The organism is Dyella sp. 01L423, assembly GCF_056399945.1.
Genome location: NZ_JBFTSI010000004.1, coordinates 280,235 through 297,484, shown reverse-complemented (window position 1 = coordinate 297,484; position 17,250 = coordinate 280,235). Strand labels below are relative to the sequence as shown.

Sequence of the window (17,250 nt, the reverse complement as noted above, 5' to 3'; positions counted from 1 at the left end):
TTGTGCACAATGGACTCTTCAGAATGATCTGGTTGCCGAAGCACGATCATTCTCATCGTCGATGAAGTCCCCACACGCGCCATGACCGATCACGTCATTCTCCTGCACGGCCTCTGGATGCGCGGTTTCGCGCTCTTGCTGCTGCATCGGCGCATGATGGAGGCGGGTTTTCGCGTCCATCGTTTCGACTATATGAGCGTGGCGGCCTCGCAGCCGCGCATCCTGGCCAGTCTGCAGTCGCGCATCCATGAGCTGGGACAGGATTCGCACACCGTGCATCTGGTCGGCCACAGCCTGGGCGGCCTGCTGGCGCTGCGCGCCTGCGCCGAAGTCGCGTTGCCTCCGGGGCGCGTGGTCTGCCTCGGATCCCCGCTCAAGGGCAGTGCCGCCGCGCGTCGCTTCGCCGGCATGGGGCGTGGTGGCGAGGTTTTGCTCGGCCACAATCGCGAACTGCTGGAAAACGGCTTCGACCGCTGGCAGGGCGAGCGCGAGGTGGGTGTGATTGCCGGCAAGGTGTCGCTCGGCCTGGGCGCGATGATCGGACAGTTCGCCGGCGACAACGACGGCTGTGTGACGGTGGAAGAGACGTTCCTGCCTGGCATCGCCGACCACTGCGCCATCGAGACCAACCATACGGGGCTGCTGTTTTCCCAGGAAGCCGCGCGCCAGGTCACCCAGTTCCTCCAGCTGGGTCGTTTCGATCGCGCTGAGGCCTGACAGGGCGCATTCCCAAGCGCTTTCGCGTGCCGCTTGCCCGTACTACGCCGTGAAGCGATAGAATTCGCGCCTCGTCCGTTCACCAGATTTGCAGGAAGTGCCATGGGTAGAGGCCCGTCCATCGAAGGTCGCAAGAATGCCGAAGACGCCAAGCGCGCCAAGGTGTTCACCAAGCTGATCCGCGAAATCACCGTGGCAACACGTGCCGGCATCGCCGATCCATCCGCCAACCCGCGCCTGCGCGCGGCGGTGGACAAGGCTTTGTCGGCCAATATGACCAAGGACACCATCGAGCGTGCGATCAAGCGCGGCTCGGGCGCCGATGGCGGCGCCGCCATGGAAGAGCTGCGCTATGAGGGCTATGGCCCCGCCGGCATCGCCTTGATCATCGACTGCTTCACCGACAACCCGACCCGCACCGTGGCCGACGTGCGCCACGCGCTGACCAAGCACGGCGGCAACCTGGGCACCACCGGTTCCGTGGCGTTCCAGTTTTCCCGCGTGGGCGAACTGGTGTTTGCCACCGGCGGCAACGAAGCGGCTGAAGAAAAGGTGCTCGAGGCGGCCCTGGACGCAGGCGCCGACGACGTGGTGAACGAGCATGGCGAAAGCACCGTGCTGTGTGCGCCGGAAAGTTTCGAAGCCGTGCAGCAGGCGCTGATCGCCGCCGGTCTGAACGCGCAGCATGCCGGCGTGGGCATGCGCCCGAGCAATCGCGTTGCGGTGCCGGACGAGGCGCTCGAAACCCTGCTCGATCTGCTCGAGAAGCTTGACGCGCTCGACGACGTCAGCGAGGTGTCGCACAACGCGCTGCTGCCGGCCGAGGCTGCGAGCTAAGTTCGCGGGCCCTTCATCGGCCCGCGACGACTCTTCGCCCATGACCCGCATCATCGGCATCGACCCGGGCAGCCAGCGCACCGGCGTAGGCATCATCGATGTCGACGCCACGGGCAAGCTGTCCCATGTTTTCCATGGTGCGTTGGTGGTGGCCGGCGAAGCCACCTTCCCGCTGCGCCTGAAACGCATATTTGACGAGCTGTGTGCCATCATCGCCGCCCATCGGCCGGACGAGTGCGGGGTGGAGCGCGTATTCATGGCGCGCAACCCGGACTCGGCGTTGAAGCTGGGGCAGGCGAGGGGCGCCGCGATCTGCGCGGTGGTCAGCCAGGGGATCGCGGTGCACGAGTATGCGGCGACAGAAGTAAAGCAGTCCGTGGTCGGCAGCGGCCGCGGCGACAAGACCCAGGTGCAGCACATGATCGGCGTCCTGCTCGGACTCAAGGGCCCCCTGCAGGCTGACGCGGCAGACGCGCTTGCCATTGCGGTGACCCACGCACATACCCGTGCCAGCCTCTTGCGCGTGGGCATTCCCCGTACCGCCTGGAGGCGTCGATGATTGGTCGATTGCGCGGCACCCTGGTGTCCAAGCAGCCGCCGTGGCTGATGGTGGAGGTGGGCGGCGTGGGCTACGAGCTCGAAGCGCCCATGTCCACCATCTACGACCTGCCGCAGACCGGCAAGGAAGTCACCCTGCTCACGCACTACGCGGTGAAGGAAGACAGCGTCGCGCTGTACGGATTCATGCACGAGTCCGAACGCACCCTGTTCCGCAACCTGCAGAAAGTCAGCGGTATCGGCGCGAAGATCGCGCTGGCCGTGCTGTCGGGCGTATCCACCAACGACTTCGCGCGTCTCGTGCAGACGGGCGACGTGGTGGCGCTCACCAAGATTCCCGGTATCGGCAAGAAGACGGCCGAACGCATGGTGGTGGAGCTGCGCGATCGCGTGGACGGACTGGCCACCACGCTGCCCGGCTCGCATGCCTCGCCCAACGGCGCGCCGCTGGACCCGACGGGCGAAGCCACCGTGGCCTTGCAGCAACTTGGCTACAAGCCGGCCGAAGTGACCCGCCTGGTGCAGAAGGTCGCCGCCGACGGCGATACGGCCGAAGCTATCATTCGCAAGGCGCTGCGCGCCGCACTAGGACACTGAGACGTGACCCCTGATTCCTCTCACGGCATGTCCGACGCTGACACCAAACGTCGGCTGGCCACGCTCGCGCTCGGCGCGATCGGCGTGGTCTATGGCGATATCGGCACCAGCCCGCTGTACACCTTGCAGACCACGCTCAGCCACGACGGCATGAAGCCGACGCCCGAGAGCATCTACGGCGTGCTGTCGCTGATCTTCTGGGCGCAGATCATCGTGGTCTCGCTCAAGTACGTGGTGTTCATCATGCGTGCGGACAACAAGGGCGAGGGCGGCATCATGGCGCTGCTCGCTCTGGCGCTGCGCAGCGTGCGCGGCGATGCGCGCCAGCGCTGGCTGCTGGCCATCATCGGTATTTTTGGCGCGGCGCTGTTCTACGGCGATGGCGTCATCACGCCTGCCATTTCGGTGTTGTCGGCGGTGGAAGGCGTGAAGGTGGCCGCACCTCATCTGGGCCACTGGGTGGTGCCGATCACGGCAGTCATCCTGTTCTTCCTGTTTGCGCTGCAACGTCATGGCACCGAGCGCGTCGGCCGACTGTTCGGCCCGGTGATGGTGGTGTGGTTCATCGTCATTGCGCTGCTGGGCCTGCGCATGGTGGTGCACAATCCGCAGGTGCTGCTGGCGATCAATCCGGTCTACGGCGTGAAGTTCTTCTTCAGTCACGGCATGCAGGCTTTCATCGCGCTCGGCGGCGTGGTGCTGGCGTTGACCGGCGCCGAAGCGCTTTACGCGGACATGGGTCATTTCGGCAAGCGTCCGATCCGCCTCGCCTGGTTCAGCTTCGTGCTGCCGGCCCTGGTGCTCAACTACTTCGGCCAGGGCGCATTGCTGCTGAGTCATCCGGAAGCCATCGACAGCCCGTTCTTCAAGCTGACTCCCGAGCCGCTGCTGTACCCGATGATCGGCCTGGCCACCATCGCCACCGTGATCGCCTCGCAGGCGGTGATCTCCGGCGCGTTCTCGATGACGCGCGAGGCGATGTCGCTGGGTTATTCGATGCGCATGCCGGTGGTGCACACCTCGCGCGAGATGTCCGGCCAGATCTTCGTGCCGTGGGTGAACAACTTCCTGTTGATCATGGTGCTGATCGCGGTGCTTGGCTTCCGCAGTTCGGACAACCTGAGCGCGGCCTACGGTATTGCGGTGACCGGCACCATGACCATCACCAGCATCCTGGCGTTGATCGTGGCGCGCAGGCAGTGGCACTGGAGCCGCCTCACGGTGATCGTGACCGGCGTGCTGTTGCTCACCATCGACTTGTCGTTCCTGGGCGCCAACCTGATCAAGGTCGAGTACGGCGGCTGGTTCCCGCTGGTGCTGGGCGTGGCGATCTTCATCGTGATGACCACCTGGCGCCGTGGCCGTGAGCTGGTGGTGCGCGAGATCAAGCAGTCGGGCCTGGCGCTGGATCCGTTCATCGCGAACATCGCCGAGCATCCGCCGCTGCGCGTGCCGGGCACGGCCGTGTTCCTTACCGCCAACCAGAACGCCGTGCCGCACGCGTTGCTGCACAACCTCAAGCACAACAAGGTGCTGCACGAACGCAACGTGCTGCTGACGGTGGAAATGCTGGAAACGCCGACGGCGGACTTGGGCGAACGCATCGAAATCACCGAGCTCGGTGGCGATTTCTACGGACTGGCCTTGCGCTTCGGTTTTGCGGAAGATCCGAACATCCCCTATGCGCTGTCCAAGTGCTCCAAGAAGGGTCTGCCCTTCGACATGATGGACACTACGTTCTTCCTCTCGCGCGAAACCATCATCGCGGACGCCAAGCGACCGGGCATGGCGTTGTGGCGCGACAAGCTGTTCGCCTTCATGGCGCGCAATGCGCTGCCGGCCACGGCGTTCTTCCAGATTCCGGGCAATCGTCTGATCGAACTGGGCGCCCAGGTCGAAATTTGACGAAAAGGGCGCTTCGGCGCCCTTTTTCGTTGCGAGGGCTGGCTCGGCGGGCTTTTTTTCAAGCCTGCGTCATCGTGCTCTGCCATAATTTCGCCCCATGACCGAACACCGCATCGTTACCGCTGCCGCCCAGATGGACGACGAGGCCCTCGAAGCCTCCATTCGCCCCAAGCGACTGACCGAATACCTGGGCCAGCAGACGGTGCGCGAGCAGCTGTCGATCTATATCGAGGCGGCCAAGAAGCGCGGCGGCGCGCTCGATCACGTGCTGATCTTCGGCCCGCCAGGCTTGGGCAAGACCACGCTCAGCCATGTGATCGCCAACGAGCTGGGCGTCAATCTGCGTTCCACGTCCGGTCCGGTGCTGGAGCGGGCAGGGGACCTGGCCGCGCTGCTGACCAACCTCGAGCCGCACGACGTGCTGTTCGTGGATGAGATCCATCGTCTGTCGCCGATCGTGGAGGAAGTGCTCTATCCGGCGATGGAAGACTTCCAGATCGACATCATGATCGGTGAAGGCCCCGCAGCCCGTTCGATCAAGCTCGACCTGCCGCCGTTCACCCTGATCGGCGCCACCACCCGCGCCGGCCTGCTCACGGCGCCATTGCGCGACCGTTTCGGCATCGTGCAGCGTTTGGAGTTCTATACGCCCGACGAGCTCACCGCCATCGTGCGGCGCTCGGCGCGCATCATGGGTATTCCTTGCGAGCTGGAAGGGGCGCAGGAGATTGCGCGTCGCTCGCGCGGTACGCCGCGTATCGCCAACCGCCTGCTGCGTCGCGTGCGCGACTACGCCGAGGTGCGCGCGGCAGGACAGATCACCCGTGACGCCGCCCGTGCCGCCACCGACATGCTCAAGATCGACGCCGAAGGTTTCGACGAGCTCGACCGTCGCCTGCTGACCATCATCATCGAGAACTTCGATGGCGGTCCGGTCGGCGTGGAGTCGCTGGCGGCTGCGCTCAGCGAAGACCGCGGCACCCTCGAGGACGTCGTCGAGCCTTATCTGATCCAGCAGGGTTACCTGGTGCGCACCGCGCGCGGCCGCATGGCCAGCGCCAAGGGCTGGCGCCACCTGGGCCTGACCCCGCCGCCCCGACCCTCGGTGCCCGCCGACCTCTTCACGGCCGACAACAGCGATGTCTGATACCACGCTAGCCAGTGCGACCGAGCCCTTCGAATGGCCGGTGCGCGTGTATTGGGAAGATACCGATGCGGGCGGGGTGGTCTACCACGCCAGCTACCTGCGTTTCATGGAACGTGCACGCAGCGAATGGCTACGTGCCTTGGGCATCAGCCAGTCCGCGGTGAAGGAAAGCACCGGCCTGGCCTTCCTGGTCCGCGAAATGCAGATCGACTTCCTGCGCGCGGCCCTGCTGGATGATGAACTGGCGGTAAGCGTCGAAGTCAAAGAACGGCGGGCAGCCAGTATCCTTTTCGCCCAGACGATCCGCCGGGCGGACGGCGCGGAGCTGATCCGCGCGAAGGTGCGCGTGGCGTGCGTCGATGTCCGCCGCATGCGTCCGGTGCAAATTCCGGCCGACCTTATCCCCGGCCTTTTCCCTTAAATAAAAGTACGTGTGCTGGAGGACCTTCGAGCAATGAACGGTGGAGTCAATATTTTCAAACTGGTCGCGGAAGCGAGCATCCTGGTCCAGTTCGTCATGCTGGCGCTGCTGGTGCTCTCCTTCCTCTCGTGGGTCATCATCATCCGCAAGGTGTCGCAGCTGAAGGCGGCGATGGAAGAGGCGGAGAGCTTCGAGGAGCGCTTCTGGTCCGGTGCGGACCTCGCCCAGCTGTTCCGCGAAGTGAGCAATCGCGGCGCCAGCAACGGCGGCCTGGAGAACGTGTTCGAGTCGGGCTTCCGCGAATTCGTGCGCCAGCGCCAGCGTCGCGTGCATGACATGCGCGTGGTGATCGAAGGTTCCGAGCGCGCCATGCGCGTGGCCGGCACCCGCGAAATCAACCGCCTGGAACGCAATCTGGAATTCCTCGCCAACGTCGGCTCGATCAGCCCGTACGTCGGCCTGTTCGGCACCGTCATCGGCATCATGGGCGCCTTCCAGGGCCTGGGCGAAATGAAGGACGTCACCATTGCCGTGGTGGCCCCGCATATTTCCGAAGCGCTGATCGCCACCGCGATGGGCCTGTTCGCCGCGATCCCGGCGGTGTGGGCGTACAACCGCTTCGCCAACAAGGTCGAGCGCGTCGCCTCGCGCTATGAAGTGTTCCAGGAAGAATTTTCTTCGGTGCTCCAGCGTCAGATCCAGACCGACGAAGCGGCCTGAGGGACTCGATCATGCGAAGCTCCGCGCGCCACAAGCGCCTCAAGCTGAAATCCGAGATCAACGTCGTTCCCTATATCGACGTGATGCTGGTGCTGTTGATCATCTTCATGGTCACCGCACCCATGATCAACAAGAACGTCGACATCAACCTGCCGCAGGCGAACGCCAAGTCGCTGCAGGACAAGAAGGATCCGGTGATCGTCGCGGTCGACCAGAACGGGCAGCTCTACCTCACCCTGGGTACCGAGAAGCGCCAGCCGATCGATGTGGACACCATGAAGACCAAGGTCGGTGCGTTCGTCAAGGCGAACCCCGATGTCAGCGTGCTCGTCGCAGGTGACCGCGACGGCAAGTACGACGGCGTCTATCAGGTGCTGGCCGACCTGCAGCAGGCCGGCGTTTCCAAGGTCGGCCTGATGAGCGCACCGGAGTCGGGCAAGAAGAAATGAGGGAAGACACCCCCAAGGGCACGTCCAAGGCGGTTGTCCTTTCCGCCATCCTCCATCTGGGCATCGTGGGTTTCCTGATACTCGCGGTGGTGCCGTGCTCGTTCTACGAAAGCCTGTTCGAGACGCTGCACCTGCCGGCGAGCTGGAACCTGATCGCCTGCGCCAAGCCGATCCAGCTGCAGGGCGAAATCATCGAAGCCACCCTGGTGGGCCCGACCGGCGCGCCGCCGCCGAAGGCTGCCCAGGCCAAGCCGACGCCGCCAACCGTGCCGCCGCCGCCTTCGATCCCGCCGCCGCCTTCGGAAGAAACCCCGAAGATCAAGACCTTGCCGCCCCCGCCCGAGCATCCCGATACCAAGGATCAGGAGAAGGTGGTGGCCGATGCGGCGGAAAAAGCCGAAGACGCCAAGCGGGAACAGGAAGAGAAGCAGCGCCAGCGCGCGGCCGAATTGGACGCCCAGGCGGCCAAGCACAAGCTGGAAGAGCAGAAGAAGCTCGACGAGCTGTTCGCCAAGATGGATGCGGCCGACAAGTCGGTCAAACAGGCCCAGAGCAAGGCCAACCAGGCCAAGCAGCAGATGCAGGACCTGAAGAACGCCCAGGACAACGGCCTGGACAACGTGCCGGTGGCAGCCCAGCGCCAGACTGGCCAGAACGGCCCCGATGCCGGCCTGCTGGCGCAGTATTTGGCCGCGATTCAGAACGCGGTCACTCAGAATTGGCTTCGCCCGGATAACATGCCCAACACACCGTGCACGGTGCATATTGTGCAGTTGCCAGGAGGCGACGTGATGAGCGCCAAGGTCGACTCCAGTTGCCCTTACGACGAAGCCGGCAAGCGCTCCATCGAAAACGCGGTGCTGCGCGCGCAGCCGTTGCCCTACAAAGGCTTCGAAAGCGTGTTCCAGCGTCAAATTGATTTCACTTTCAGACCGCAGTGATGGACCCCATGCGCAAACTGACCTTCAGCTACTCCTTCGTCCTGCTCCTGGTGGCCGCGTTGTTCGCCGGTCCCGCAGCAGCCCAGCAGACCCAGTCGCTCAACGTCGACATCGTCGGCGGCACGACCACGGCCACGCCGATCGCCGTGGTGCCGTTCGCCCAGGCGGGCGGTGCGCCGCTGCCGACCGACATCGCCGACGTCATCCGCAACGACTTCAACCGGTCCGGCAAATTCCGCTCGCTCGCCAAGAGCGAAATCGTGGAGACGCCGTCGAAGGGTGCGGACGTCAACTTCGCCACCTGGCGACTGCTCAAGCAGGACTACCTGACCATCGGCCGCATCAGCGATGCCGGCGGCGGCATGATGCGCGTCGAGTACGAGCTGTGGGACGTCAACAAGCAGCAGAGTCTGCTGGCCCAGGCGTTCACCGCACCGGCCGGCGACCTGCGTGGCGTGGCTCACCAGATCGCCGATGCCATCTACGAGAAGATCACCGGCGTGCGTGGCGCGTTCTGGACCCGCATTGCCTACATCACCGCGGTGGGCCTGGGTAACAACACCACCTACTCGCTGATCGTGGCCGATTCGGACGGCTATAACCCGCAGGTGGTGGCCCGTTCGCGTGAGTCGCTGCTGTCGCCGGCGTGGTCGCCGGACGGCCGCAAGATCGCCTACGTGTCGTTCGAGAGCGGCAATTCGGCGATCTACGTGCAGGACGTCACCACCGGTTCGCGTCAGCTGATCTCGGCCCGCGCCAAGGGCATCAATGGTGCGCCGAACTGGTCGCCGGACGGCAGCAAGCTGGCCCTGGCGCTGTCCTATCAGGGCAATCCCGAGATCTACGTCATGGACGTGGGCTCCCGCCAGGAAACCCGCCTCACCAACAACCTGGCCATCGATACCGAGCCGCGCTGGACGCCGGATGGCCAGAGCATCATCTTCACCTCCGACCGTTCGGGTCGCCCGCAGCTTTACCAGATGTCGGCCGGTGGCGGCGGGGCCGAGCGCATCACCTTCCAGGGTCAGTTCAACGCCAACGCCTCGATCAGCTACGACGGCAAGCAGATCGCGATGGTGCAGGGCAACGGGAACGTGTATCGTATTGCCATCATGGACCGCAGTCTGGGTGGGCAGGTGCGCTTCATCTCGCCGGGTCCGATCGACGAAACACCGAGTTTCGCGCCAAACGCAAGCATGCTGCTGTATGCCGCCTCTGAAGGCCGCCGTGGTGTGCTGTATGCCGTGTCCGCCGACGGCCTCGTCCGTCAGCGACTGGTACTGGCAGATGGCGATGTGCGCGAGCCGGCTTGGGGTCCCTATCGTCAGCGATAAGCAGTTCATGCCGTGACGCGTAAGCGTCACGGCCATGTGATCCGGGCGTGAAGTCTTGGACGACACGACGGATCAAACAGCTTGCCGGCCGTGGCAATCCGTCGCGGAAGGCGGGCCAGGCGGCGCGAGACAGCGCACCGCCGGCATCAAAATGGCAAAATAACAGCCGGTCCACCGGCGAAAACTGTCCCGTAACCGCAATCATTATTGACTGTCGGAACTCAAACCTGTTTGAAGGAACGTCCACCATGAATAAGACCGTTCGCGTCGCCCTGGTCGCCCTGCTCTGCGTTGGCGCGGCCGCATGCTCGAAGAAGCAGGAAGTCAAGCCGCAGCCGCAGCCGGAAGCGCCGATGACCACCCCGGCTCCGTCGACCGCTGGCAAGTACACCCCGGCCGATCTCGATACCGACGCCTGCCTCCGTCAGCGCGTTGTGTACTTCGATTTCGACAAGGACGAAATCAAGCCTGAGTTCCAGCAGATCATGGCTTGCCATGCCAAGTACCTGCAGGATCGCCCGATGGCGCAGATCCGCCTTGAAGGCAACACCGACGAGCGCGGCACGCGCGAGTACAACCTGGCCCTCGGCGAGCGTCGCGGCAATGCCGTGTCCAGCGCGCTGCAGTCCAACGGCGGCTCGGCCAGCCAGCTCAACGTGATCTCGTACGGCAAGGAAAAGCCGGTGTGCCGTGAGCACAACGAAGATTGCTGGAGCAAGAACCGTCGCGTCGAGATCGTCTACACGGCGAAGTAATGAAGAAGCGACTGGCTAACAGCTTTACAGCCAGGATGAGCATGGCGGGCGCAATCGCGTCCGCCATGCTTTTTGGCGCCTCCGTACACGCCCAGGATTCCAGGCTCAGCCTCGCCGACCGCGTATCGCGACTCGAGCAGCAGGCCCAGAACCAGCAGAATCAGGGTGGCACCACGCTGGTCAATCAGGTGCAGGCACTGCAATCCCAATTGCAGCAGATGCAGGGCCAGATCGAGGAACTGCAGCACCAGTTGCAGGAAGCCAACGACAAGAACAAATCGCAAGCCACGGATTTCGATTCGCGCCTGGGTCGCCTTGAAAGCGGCGCTGGTGCAGCGAACGCAAATGCGGGGAATGCCAATCCCAACAACGCGCCGGCCGCCAATGCCGCGCCGCCTCCGCCCGTGGTCACGCCACCGGCTGCAGGCAAGCCTGGCGCCGCTCCCGCGGCCGCCAACGCCAATGCGCAGGCCGCTTACGACGATGCCTTCAAGTCGCTGCGTGCCGGCGACTATGTGAAGTCCTCGCGCGACTTCCGCAATTTCATCCAGCAGTACCCGGACAGCTCCTTGCTGCCCAATGCGTTCTATTGGCTGGGCGAGTCCTACTACGCCACCAGCAATTACCAGGTGGCGATGGAAGCGTTCCAGCGTCTGCTCAGCCAGTTCCCGCAGAGCGAGAAGGTGCCCGACGCCTTGCTCAAGGTCGGCTATAGCCAGATCGAGCTCAAGCAGGTCGATGCGGGCAAGGCCACGCTGAAGAACGTCACTGCGAAATACCCCGGCTCCAAGGCCGCCGGCCTGGCCCAGGAGCGCCTGCGCCGCCTGCAGGCCCAGCCGGCCAACTGAGGTAGTGGTTGTGACTGGCAGTAACACGAGCGTGGCATCCACCACGCCGACGCAGGCGCCGGCTGAGCGCCTGCGCATCACCGAGATCTTCCATTCGATCCAGGGCGAGGCCGATGCCATCGGCTGGCGCACGGTGTTCGTGCGCCTGACCGGCTGCCCGCTGCGTTGCGTGTGGTGCGATACCGAGTATTCGTTCTACGGCGGCGACTGGCGCGATATCGACGACATCGTGGCCGAGGTCGCTTCGCATGGCGCCAGGCACGTGTGCGTCACCGGTGGCGAACCGCTCGCGCAGAAGCGTTGCCTGATCCTGCTCAAGCGCCTGTGCGATGCAGGCCACGACGTGTCGCTGGAAACCTCTGGCGCGCTGGATGTCGCGCAAGTCGATCCGCGCGTGCGCAAGGTGATGGACCTCAAGGCGCCCGATTCGGGCGAAGCCAAGCGCAATCTGTGGTCCAACATCGAGCACTTGCTGCCGCACGATCAGGTGAAGATCGTCATCGCCAGTCGCGCCGACTACGAATGGGCGCGCGACGTGGTCGCCGAGCATGATCTGGTCAACCGCTGCATGGTGCTGTTCTCGCCCGTGCACGGCGCGATCAAGCCGCGCGAGCTGGCCGAATGGATCATCGAGGACAAACTGGATGTGCGCTTCCAGTTGCAGCTGCACAAGCTGCTGTGGAACGACGAGCCAGGACACTAAAGGCAGGAGTGAGTGGATAGGAGTGAGAAGTGAGAGAAAGCCCGCGCGCGCTCTCACTTCTCACTCCTCTTCACTTACTTCTGGTTCTACCGCGCTTCGGCCTGTGTTGCCGACGGTGCTTAATCGGCCGGATCACCGGCCTGACTCTTGAGTGGATTTCTCCCATGTCCCAAGCAACTCCCCGCAAGGCCGTCGTGCTCGTTTCCGGCGGCATGGATTCGGCGGTCACCATCGCCATCGCCCGTGAACAGGGCTATCAGGTGCACGCCTTGAGCGTTGCCTACGGCCAGCGCCACAGTGCCGAACTGGCCGCCTCCGAGCGCGTCTCCGGCCTGCTGGGCGCGGTCGAGCACAAGACGGTGCAGGTGGACCTGCGCACCATCGGCGGCTCGGCGCTCACCGCCGATATCGACGTGCCGCTGGATCAGACGGGCGAGCAGGGCATTCCGGTCACCTATGTGCCGGCGCGCAACACCATCATGCTCTCGATCGCCCTGGGTTGGGCCGAAGTGCTCGGCTCCACCGATATCTGGTGCGGCGTGAACGCGGTGGACTACTCGGGTTACCCCGATTGCCGCCCGGCCTTCATCGAGGCCTTCGAGCAGCTGGCGAACGTGGCCACCAAGGCCGGCGTGGAAGGCGCGGGCATCCGCATCCACGCGCCGCTGATGCGCATGAGCAAGGCCGATATCGCCCGCGAAGGCCAGCGCCTGGGCGTGGATTTCTCCGAAACGGTGAGCTGCTATCAGGCCGACGCGCAGGGCCGCGCCTGCGGGCATTGCGATGCCTGTGTATTGCGTGCCCAGGGCTTCAAGGCGGCCGGTTTGCCGGACCCCACCCGCTACGTCTGAACGTTCTTGCTTGTGCCCGGGGCGCCCAGCCCATAAAATATCGGGCTGGCTTTTGACGCATGGGTCGTTAGCTCAGTCGGTAGAGCAGTAGACTTTTAATCTATTGGTCCCGAGTTCGAATCTCGGACGACCCACCAAAGGATCTCGGAGACCCGCGGCGACGCGGGTCTTTTTTTGTCTGAAACAAGGGCGAATTCAGCTCGCCTGGCGCCAGGCCGGCGCGGCCGGTTTCTGCGCGCTGGCGCTGGAATGACGTTCCATCACCGGCATGCGCGGCAGGTCGAACCAGAAGGTGCTGCCACGGCCAGGCTCCGAACGCAGGCCGATGCGCGTGCCCAGCAGCCGCGCCAGGCGTTCGGCAATCGCCAGGCCCAGGCCGTAACCGCCGCGGCGTTCGCTTTCGCCGGCCTGCAACTGCACGAATTCTTCGAAGATGCGTTGCTGGTGGATCACCGCGATGCCCGGACCGTTGTCGCGCACTTCAATGCGGATGGCCTGGCCGCGACGGCGTGCGGCGATCAGCACGCGTCCTTCCGGCGCATTGGCAATCGCATTGCTGGCCAACTGATAGAGCAGGCTCGCAGCCACGTCGGCATCGCCGTGCAGCTGGTGGTGGCTGCCGCGCCATGCGAGCGTGACGTGATGCTGCAGCGCCTCGTGATTGAGCGAAGTGCGGTCGCGCATGAACAGTTCGGCGGCGGTGAAGCCGATCGGTTTCACCGCGATCACGCCGGCATCGAGGCGCGAGATTTCCAGTAGCGCATCGAGCAAGCGCGTCATCGACGCAATGCTGTGGCGCATCTGCTGGAACGGCGACTGCTGCTCGTTGCTTGCGTTCTGATCGAGGCCGGCCGCAAACAGTTCCAGCGCCTGCAAGGGCTGGCGGAAGTGATGGCTCACCAGCGCGATGAACTGCGATTTGCTGCGCGTGGCGGCCTGGCTTTGACGCAATCGATCGAGTGCCTCGACCGCGTTGTCGTGCTGCATCGTGCTCCAGTCGCGACGCTGTGCTTCCTGCAGTTCGGACAGGCGCTGCAAGGTCTTGCGCAGTTCCTGGAACTCGGTGCTGACCGGCGTGTCGTCGATATGCGGATGCCTGGCATTGACCAGCTCATGCACGGCATAGCGAACCTGCGACAGCGGTTCCAGCACGCGATGGCGTATCGACACCCGCGCCAGCCACGCCAGCACCAGGATGCCCGCGGCGCACAAGGCACCCAGCAGCCACACCATGGCCTGTGCCTTGCGCAGGGGCTGGGTATCGACATCCATGCTCACCCACGTCGAGATATTGCCCTGCGGCTTCACCTCGTTGCGATAAGTGGTGCTGCCGGTGGTCGCTGCGGTACCGCTGCTCCAGAGCCGGCCGTCTGACCCATGCAGCTCCACGCGCAGCACCTGATCGGCTTTTCCCTCATGCAGCGTGCGATCGAGTGCAGCCTGAGGCGACACGCCGTCGGCGAGTTCCAGTTCGCCGGCAAGCCGCGCCAAGCGCAGGCTCGCGGCAGCATCCACGCGCTCGGCCAGGCTGTGCGTCTGCTGCAGGCACAGCGCCAGGATCAAGGCCAGAGCGGCAATCGTGCTGGGCAGGACGACATCGATGAACAGGCGGGGCAGCAGATGCGCTCGCGGCTCCATGCGTCAGACCTCCCACTCGCAACAGCGCACCGGCGGCAGGCAGTCGTGCCGGCGCCGGGGCTTTGAGTACAGGCAGTGGCAGGTTGAAAGCATCACGCGGGATCCCGGCAGGGAACAAAACGATTCGATGGGCGCCGCTTCACGCAATCGCCCTGATTGGCACTCTAAAGAATCCCGTACGCCCCTTCGATACGCAGTTCGATCTAGCGCGAGGCGCCATAGTGCTAACGGACTATGGGTCGAAAGTGTGACGTGGTGCGCTGCAGAACGGTTCAGCATGACGGGGGCCGCATTTGGCGTTACCTTGCCACCCGCACGCCCAACCCGGGCGGATCGGAGAACTCCATGTCTTCACGTTGTCGCTGGTTGATTGCCGTTTCCCTGCTGGGTCTCACCAGTGCTGCCCTGGCGCAGGACATTCCCTCCAATATCCCCAAGCGCAAGCCTGGCCTGTGGGAAATGCAGACCTCCGGCATGGGCGGGCAGGCGCAGACGACCAAGGCTTGCCTGGACGCCGACACCGATACCGCCATGTACAAGATGGGCACGCACATGAGCGGCCAGATGTGCAGCAAGTTCAAGATCGACGTGCAGGGCAACAAAGTGATCACCGATGCCGTGTGCAAGATCAATTCGCCCAATGGCGAGGTCAATATGACCAGCCACAGCGAGACCGACTATCAAGGCGACTCGGCGTATTCGACGCAGGGCCACATCAAGTACGACCCGGCGATCATGGGTCATGCCGAGATGACCATGACCAGCAGCGGCCATTGGATCGGCCAGTGCGCGGCGGGGCAGAAGCCCGGCGACATGATCATGCCCAATGGGCAGACCTTCAACATCAAGGACATGCCGGGGCACTAAGCCGGCGATGGCTACGGGGTGCTGGGCGCCATCAACTTGCGTACCAGCGCCTCGTGTTCGGCATCGATTTTCTTGAGCCGCGTCTGCATCGCCGCATCGCTCACCCATTGCGCGCTATAGGCGCGGCGGCGATCGAGATTGAATTCGATGTCGGCAAACGGCACCAGGGTCTCGTTGCCGGCCGGTGAAAAGCCGCTGATGTCGTGGATCAGATGCAGCTTGGCCAGTTCCGCCTGGGCGTTCCTGCCCTTGGCATAGGAGGTGAGCGCCGCGGCCACCCGCTGGCGCAGTTCCGCCGGCAGGTCGGTGCGGATCACCACCACGGCGTGGGGAATCAGGCTGGACGTCCATAGCACGCGAAGGCGTGCGTACTGGTCGGGAAAGCGCTCGGCAAAGCGCTCCATGTCGGCGGTATTGTTGGACGCGACGTCGGCCTCGTTGTTGGCCACTGCCAGCGCATTGTTCTGGTGATTGTCGACGGTCACGCCGGCAAAGAAGGTGTCCGAGTCCAGTCGCCGATTGGCAAAGACCTGGGTCTCGGGCACGAGATAGCCCGAGACCGACAGCACCTCGCCGCGCGCATAGCGCAGCTTGCCCGGCTGGCGGAACAGGTCGTCGAGGTTGCGGATCGACGAATCCTTGGCCACCAGCAGCACCGAGTAATAACCACGCGAACCGTTGCTGCGCGTCAGTTGGGCGATGACCTGCATGCGGTCGTGAGTGACGGCGTCGAGCGCCAGCCGCCCCGAGACGAAGGCGAAGTCCACGCGCTCCTCGGCCATCGCCTGGCCCAGTCCCTCATACGTGCTGACCGAGAGACTGCGGATGGGCAGGTGCAGCGTACGGCTGAGGTCGTCCAGCATGGGCCGCCAGGCGGCCAGCGATTCGGACGGGCCGCCGATCGGCAGGATGCCGAAGGTGAGCGCGTTGATGTGGCCGCTGTTCTGCGGCGCCTCGGCACCCGTGGCCGACGCACTGAGGACGGCGATCAGCAGGCAGGCCGCGCGCAGCAGCCTCATCAATCCGCGCCGGTTTGCCGCGATGCGCGGGCCGGCGATGGGGGCCTTTGGCACCGCAGCTTTGCCGATGGGCCGCGAAAACTGTCCGCCTGACGTGTTCTGTGCAGATGCATCCGGAGCGAGGCGCATAGGCGGGCGTGGCTGCCGTCGGCGTAGAGGCGTGGCGATCAGATGCCGCTGATGCGGCGAGAGGCCACCACGGCCTCGACGCGGTTGCGTACGTTGAGCGCGCGGAAAATCGCCGCCAGATGGATCTTCACTGTGCCTTCGCTGATCCCCAGGTCGCGGGCGATGAGCTTGTTCGGCTTGCCCTGCGAGAGCAGGCGCAGCACATCGATCTGGCGTTCGGTGAGCAGCTTGCGCAGTCGCTCTTCCAGCGAGTCGGCGCCAGGGGCCGCCTGCGAGGCCGTGGCAGGCGGCGGTGTCGGCACCGTGCCGTCCACGCGCTCCTGCAACAGCAGCGGCGGCACGTAGACGCCGCCGGACAACACCAGGCGCACGGCCGAGAGCATCACATCGGGTGAATACGCCTTGGGAATGAAACCCTGCACGCCCATGGCCAGCAGGCTCTTCATCAGCGCGCCGTCCTCCGAACCGGACAGCACCATCACCGGCACGTGGGGTAGATGTTCGATCACTTCGGCCAGATGCTCGCTGCCCTGGACGCCCGGCATGGCCAGGTCGATCAGCGCAAGCGACAGCGACGGCGCCTCCGGTGAATGGATGGCCTCGCGTAGTTCAGCCATATCCATGGCCATCACAAAATCTGTGTCCGGCCCTAGCTCGGCTAGCTTGAGCTTGACACCCTCGACGATCAGCCGATGGTCGTCTGCGATCAATATGCGCATCTCATTCCCCATGGCGCTGTACGGTAATCCCATCACCGCACGTCCGCTTACGCAACATAGCCCCAGCCCGTTCGCGCGGCAACCACAAAGCGCGT

Annotated in this window: 19 protein-coding genes and 1 tRNA gene; 17 read left to right on the top strand and 3 right to left on the bottom strand. The window is 64.4% G+C overall.

All coding sequences use genetic code 11. The annotated features are described in order from the left end of the window. The first annotated feature begins 81 nt into the window (after window positions 1-81). The 16 genes from AC1DMY_RS13940 to AC1DMY_RS13865 all read left to right on the top strand — a co-directional run bounded on the left by AC1DMY_RS13940 (window position 82) and on the right by AC1DMY_RS13865 (window position 12,920). Window positions 82-717, top strand: coding sequence for an esterase/lipase family protein (locus AC1DMY_RS13940; protein ID WP_477165527.1), 636 nt, complete (start codon window positions 82-84; stop codon window positions 715-717). 102 nt (window positions 718-819) lie between these two features. Further along, the gene (locus tag AC1DMY_RS13935) at window positions 820-1,554 is read left to right on the top strand and encodes a YebC/PmpR family DNA-binding transcriptional regulator (protein WP_477165526.1); all 735 of its coding nucleotides are present in this window, start codon (window positions 820-822) and stop codon (window positions 1,552-1,554) included. Window positions 1,555-1,594: 40 nt separating this feature from the next. After that, window positions 1,595-2,113 (top strand): crossover junction endodeoxyribonuclease RuvC, encoded by a 519-nt coding sequence (ruvC, locus tag AC1DMY_RS13930; protein WP_477165525.1) that lies wholly within the window; start codon window positions 1,595-1,597, stop codon window positions 2,111-2,113. Next, window positions 2,110-2,709: a Holliday junction branch migration protein RuvA gene (ruvA, locus tag AC1DMY_RS13925; RefSeq protein ID WP_477165524.1), complete on the top strand. Its 600-nt coding sequence runs from the start codon at window positions 2,110-2,112 to the stop codon at window positions 2,707-2,709. Before ruvC ends, ruvA begins: the two co-directional genes overlap by 4 nt. Before the next feature lie 27 nt (window positions 2,710-2,736). Further along, complete coding sequence (locus tag AC1DMY_RS13920) at window positions 2,737-4,614, top strand: potassium transporter Kup (RefSeq protein WP_477165565.1); 1,878 nt, start codon at window positions 2,737-2,739, stop codon at window positions 4,612-4,614. A 97-nt stretch (window positions 4,615-4,711) separates the two neighbouring features. Further along, window positions 4,712-5,761, top strand: coding sequence for a Holliday junction branch migration DNA helicase RuvB (gene ruvB, locus AC1DMY_RS13915; protein ID WP_477165523.1), 1,050 nt, complete (start codon window positions 4,712-4,714; stop codon window positions 5,759-5,761). Further along, window positions 5,754-6,182: a tol-pal system-associated acyl-CoA thioesterase gene (gene ybgC / locus AC1DMY_RS13910; RefSeq protein ID WP_477165522.1), complete on the top strand. Its 429-nt coding sequence runs from the start codon at window positions 5,754-5,756 to the stop codon at window positions 6,180-6,182. Before ruvB ends, ybgC begins: the two co-directional genes overlap by 8 nt. Before the next feature lie 33 nt (window positions 6,183-6,215). After that, window positions 6,216-6,902 carry a protein TolQ gene (gene tolQ, locus AC1DMY_RS13905; RefSeq protein WP_121882443.1) on the top strand — a complete coding sequence of 229 codons (687 nt, stop codon included), beginning with the start codon at window positions 6,216-6,218 and terminating at the stop codon, window positions 6,900-6,902. Between the two features lie 11 nt (window positions 6,903-6,913). After that, window positions 6,914-7,351, top strand: coding sequence for a protein TolR (tolR, locus tag AC1DMY_RS13900; protein WP_477165521.1), 438 nt, complete (start codon window positions 6,914-6,916; stop codon window positions 7,349-7,351). Continuing rightward, a complete protein-coding gene (gene tolA, locus AC1DMY_RS13895) occupies window positions 7,348-8,292 on the top strand; it encodes a cell envelope integrity protein TolA (RefSeq protein WP_477165520.1) in 945 nt (314 codons plus the stop codon). Before tolR ends, tolA begins: the two co-directional genes overlap by 4 nt. Before the next feature lie 8 nt (window positions 8,293-8,300). After that, window positions 8,301-9,626: a Tol-Pal system beta propeller repeat protein TolB gene (gene tolB / locus AC1DMY_RS13890; RefSeq protein WP_477165519.1), complete on the top strand. Its 1,326-nt coding sequence runs from the start codon at window positions 8,301-8,303 to the stop codon at window positions 9,624-9,626. A 248-nt stretch (window positions 9,627-9,874) separates the two neighbouring features. Beyond that, entirely contained in the window at window positions 9,875-10,381 is a 507-nt protein-coding gene (gene pal / locus AC1DMY_RS13885; protein WP_441603132.1) for a peptidoglycan-associated lipoprotein Pal, read from the top strand. After that, window positions 10,381-11,229, top strand: coding sequence for a tol-pal system protein YbgF (gene ybgF / locus AC1DMY_RS13880; protein ID WP_477165518.1), 849 nt, complete (start codon window positions 10,381-10,383; stop codon window positions 11,227-11,229). Before pal ends, ybgF begins: the two co-directional genes overlap by 1 nt. 10 nt (window positions 11,230-11,239) lie before the next feature. Next, on the top strand, window positions 11,240-11,932 hold the full coding sequence (gene queE / locus AC1DMY_RS13875) for a 7-carboxy-7-deazaguanine synthase QueE (protein ID WP_477165517.1): 693 nt from the start codon (window positions 11,240-11,242) through the stop codon (window positions 11,930-11,932). Between the two features lie 164 nt (window positions 11,933-12,096). After that, a complete protein-coding gene (gene queC, locus AC1DMY_RS13870) occupies window positions 12,097-12,783 on the top strand; it encodes a 7-cyano-7-deazaguanine synthase QueC (RefSeq protein ID WP_477165516.1) in 687 nt (228 codons plus the stop codon). 61 nt (window positions 12,784-12,844) lie between these two features. Beyond that, window positions 12,845-12,920: transfer RNA gene (locus AC1DMY_RS13865), tRNA-Lys, on the top strand. 58 nt (window positions 12,921-12,978) lie between these two features. On the opposite strand, the gene AC1DMY_RS13860 is transcribed toward AC1DMY_RS13865, so the two are convergent. Then, a complete protein-coding gene (locus AC1DMY_RS13860) occupies window positions 12,979-14,421 on the bottom strand; it encodes a sensor histidine kinase (RefSeq protein WP_477165515.1) in 1,443 nt (480 codons plus the stop codon). A gap of 345 nt (window positions 14,422-14,766) precedes the next feature. On the opposite strand from AC1DMY_RS13860, the gene AC1DMY_RS13855 reads away from it, so the two are divergent. Continuing rightward, window positions 14,767-15,288 (top strand): DUF3617 domain-containing protein, encoded by a 522-nt coding sequence (locus AC1DMY_RS13855; protein WP_477165514.1) that lies wholly within the window; start codon window positions 14,767-14,769, stop codon window positions 15,286-15,288. Between the two features lie 11 nt (window positions 15,289-15,299). Here the strand turns inward: AC1DMY_RS13855 and phnD are convergent, their stop codons facing one another. Together phnD and AC1DMY_RS13845 are read right to left on the bottom strand one after the other, a co-directional pair. Beyond that, window positions 15,300-16,307, bottom strand: a complete 1,008-nt coding sequence (gene phnD, locus AC1DMY_RS13850) for a phosphate/phosphite/phosphonate ABC transporter substrate-binding protein (protein WP_477165513.1) — start codon at window positions 16,305-16,307, stop codon at window positions 15,300-15,302. A gap of 167 nt (window positions 16,308-16,474) precedes the next feature. After that, window positions 16,475-17,155: a LuxR C-terminal-related transcriptional regulator gene (locus AC1DMY_RS13845; RefSeq protein ID WP_477165512.1), complete on the bottom strand. Its 681-nt coding sequence runs from the start codon at window positions 17,153-17,155 to the stop codon at window positions 16,475-16,477. Window positions 17,156-17,250 lie beyond the last annotated feature (95 nt).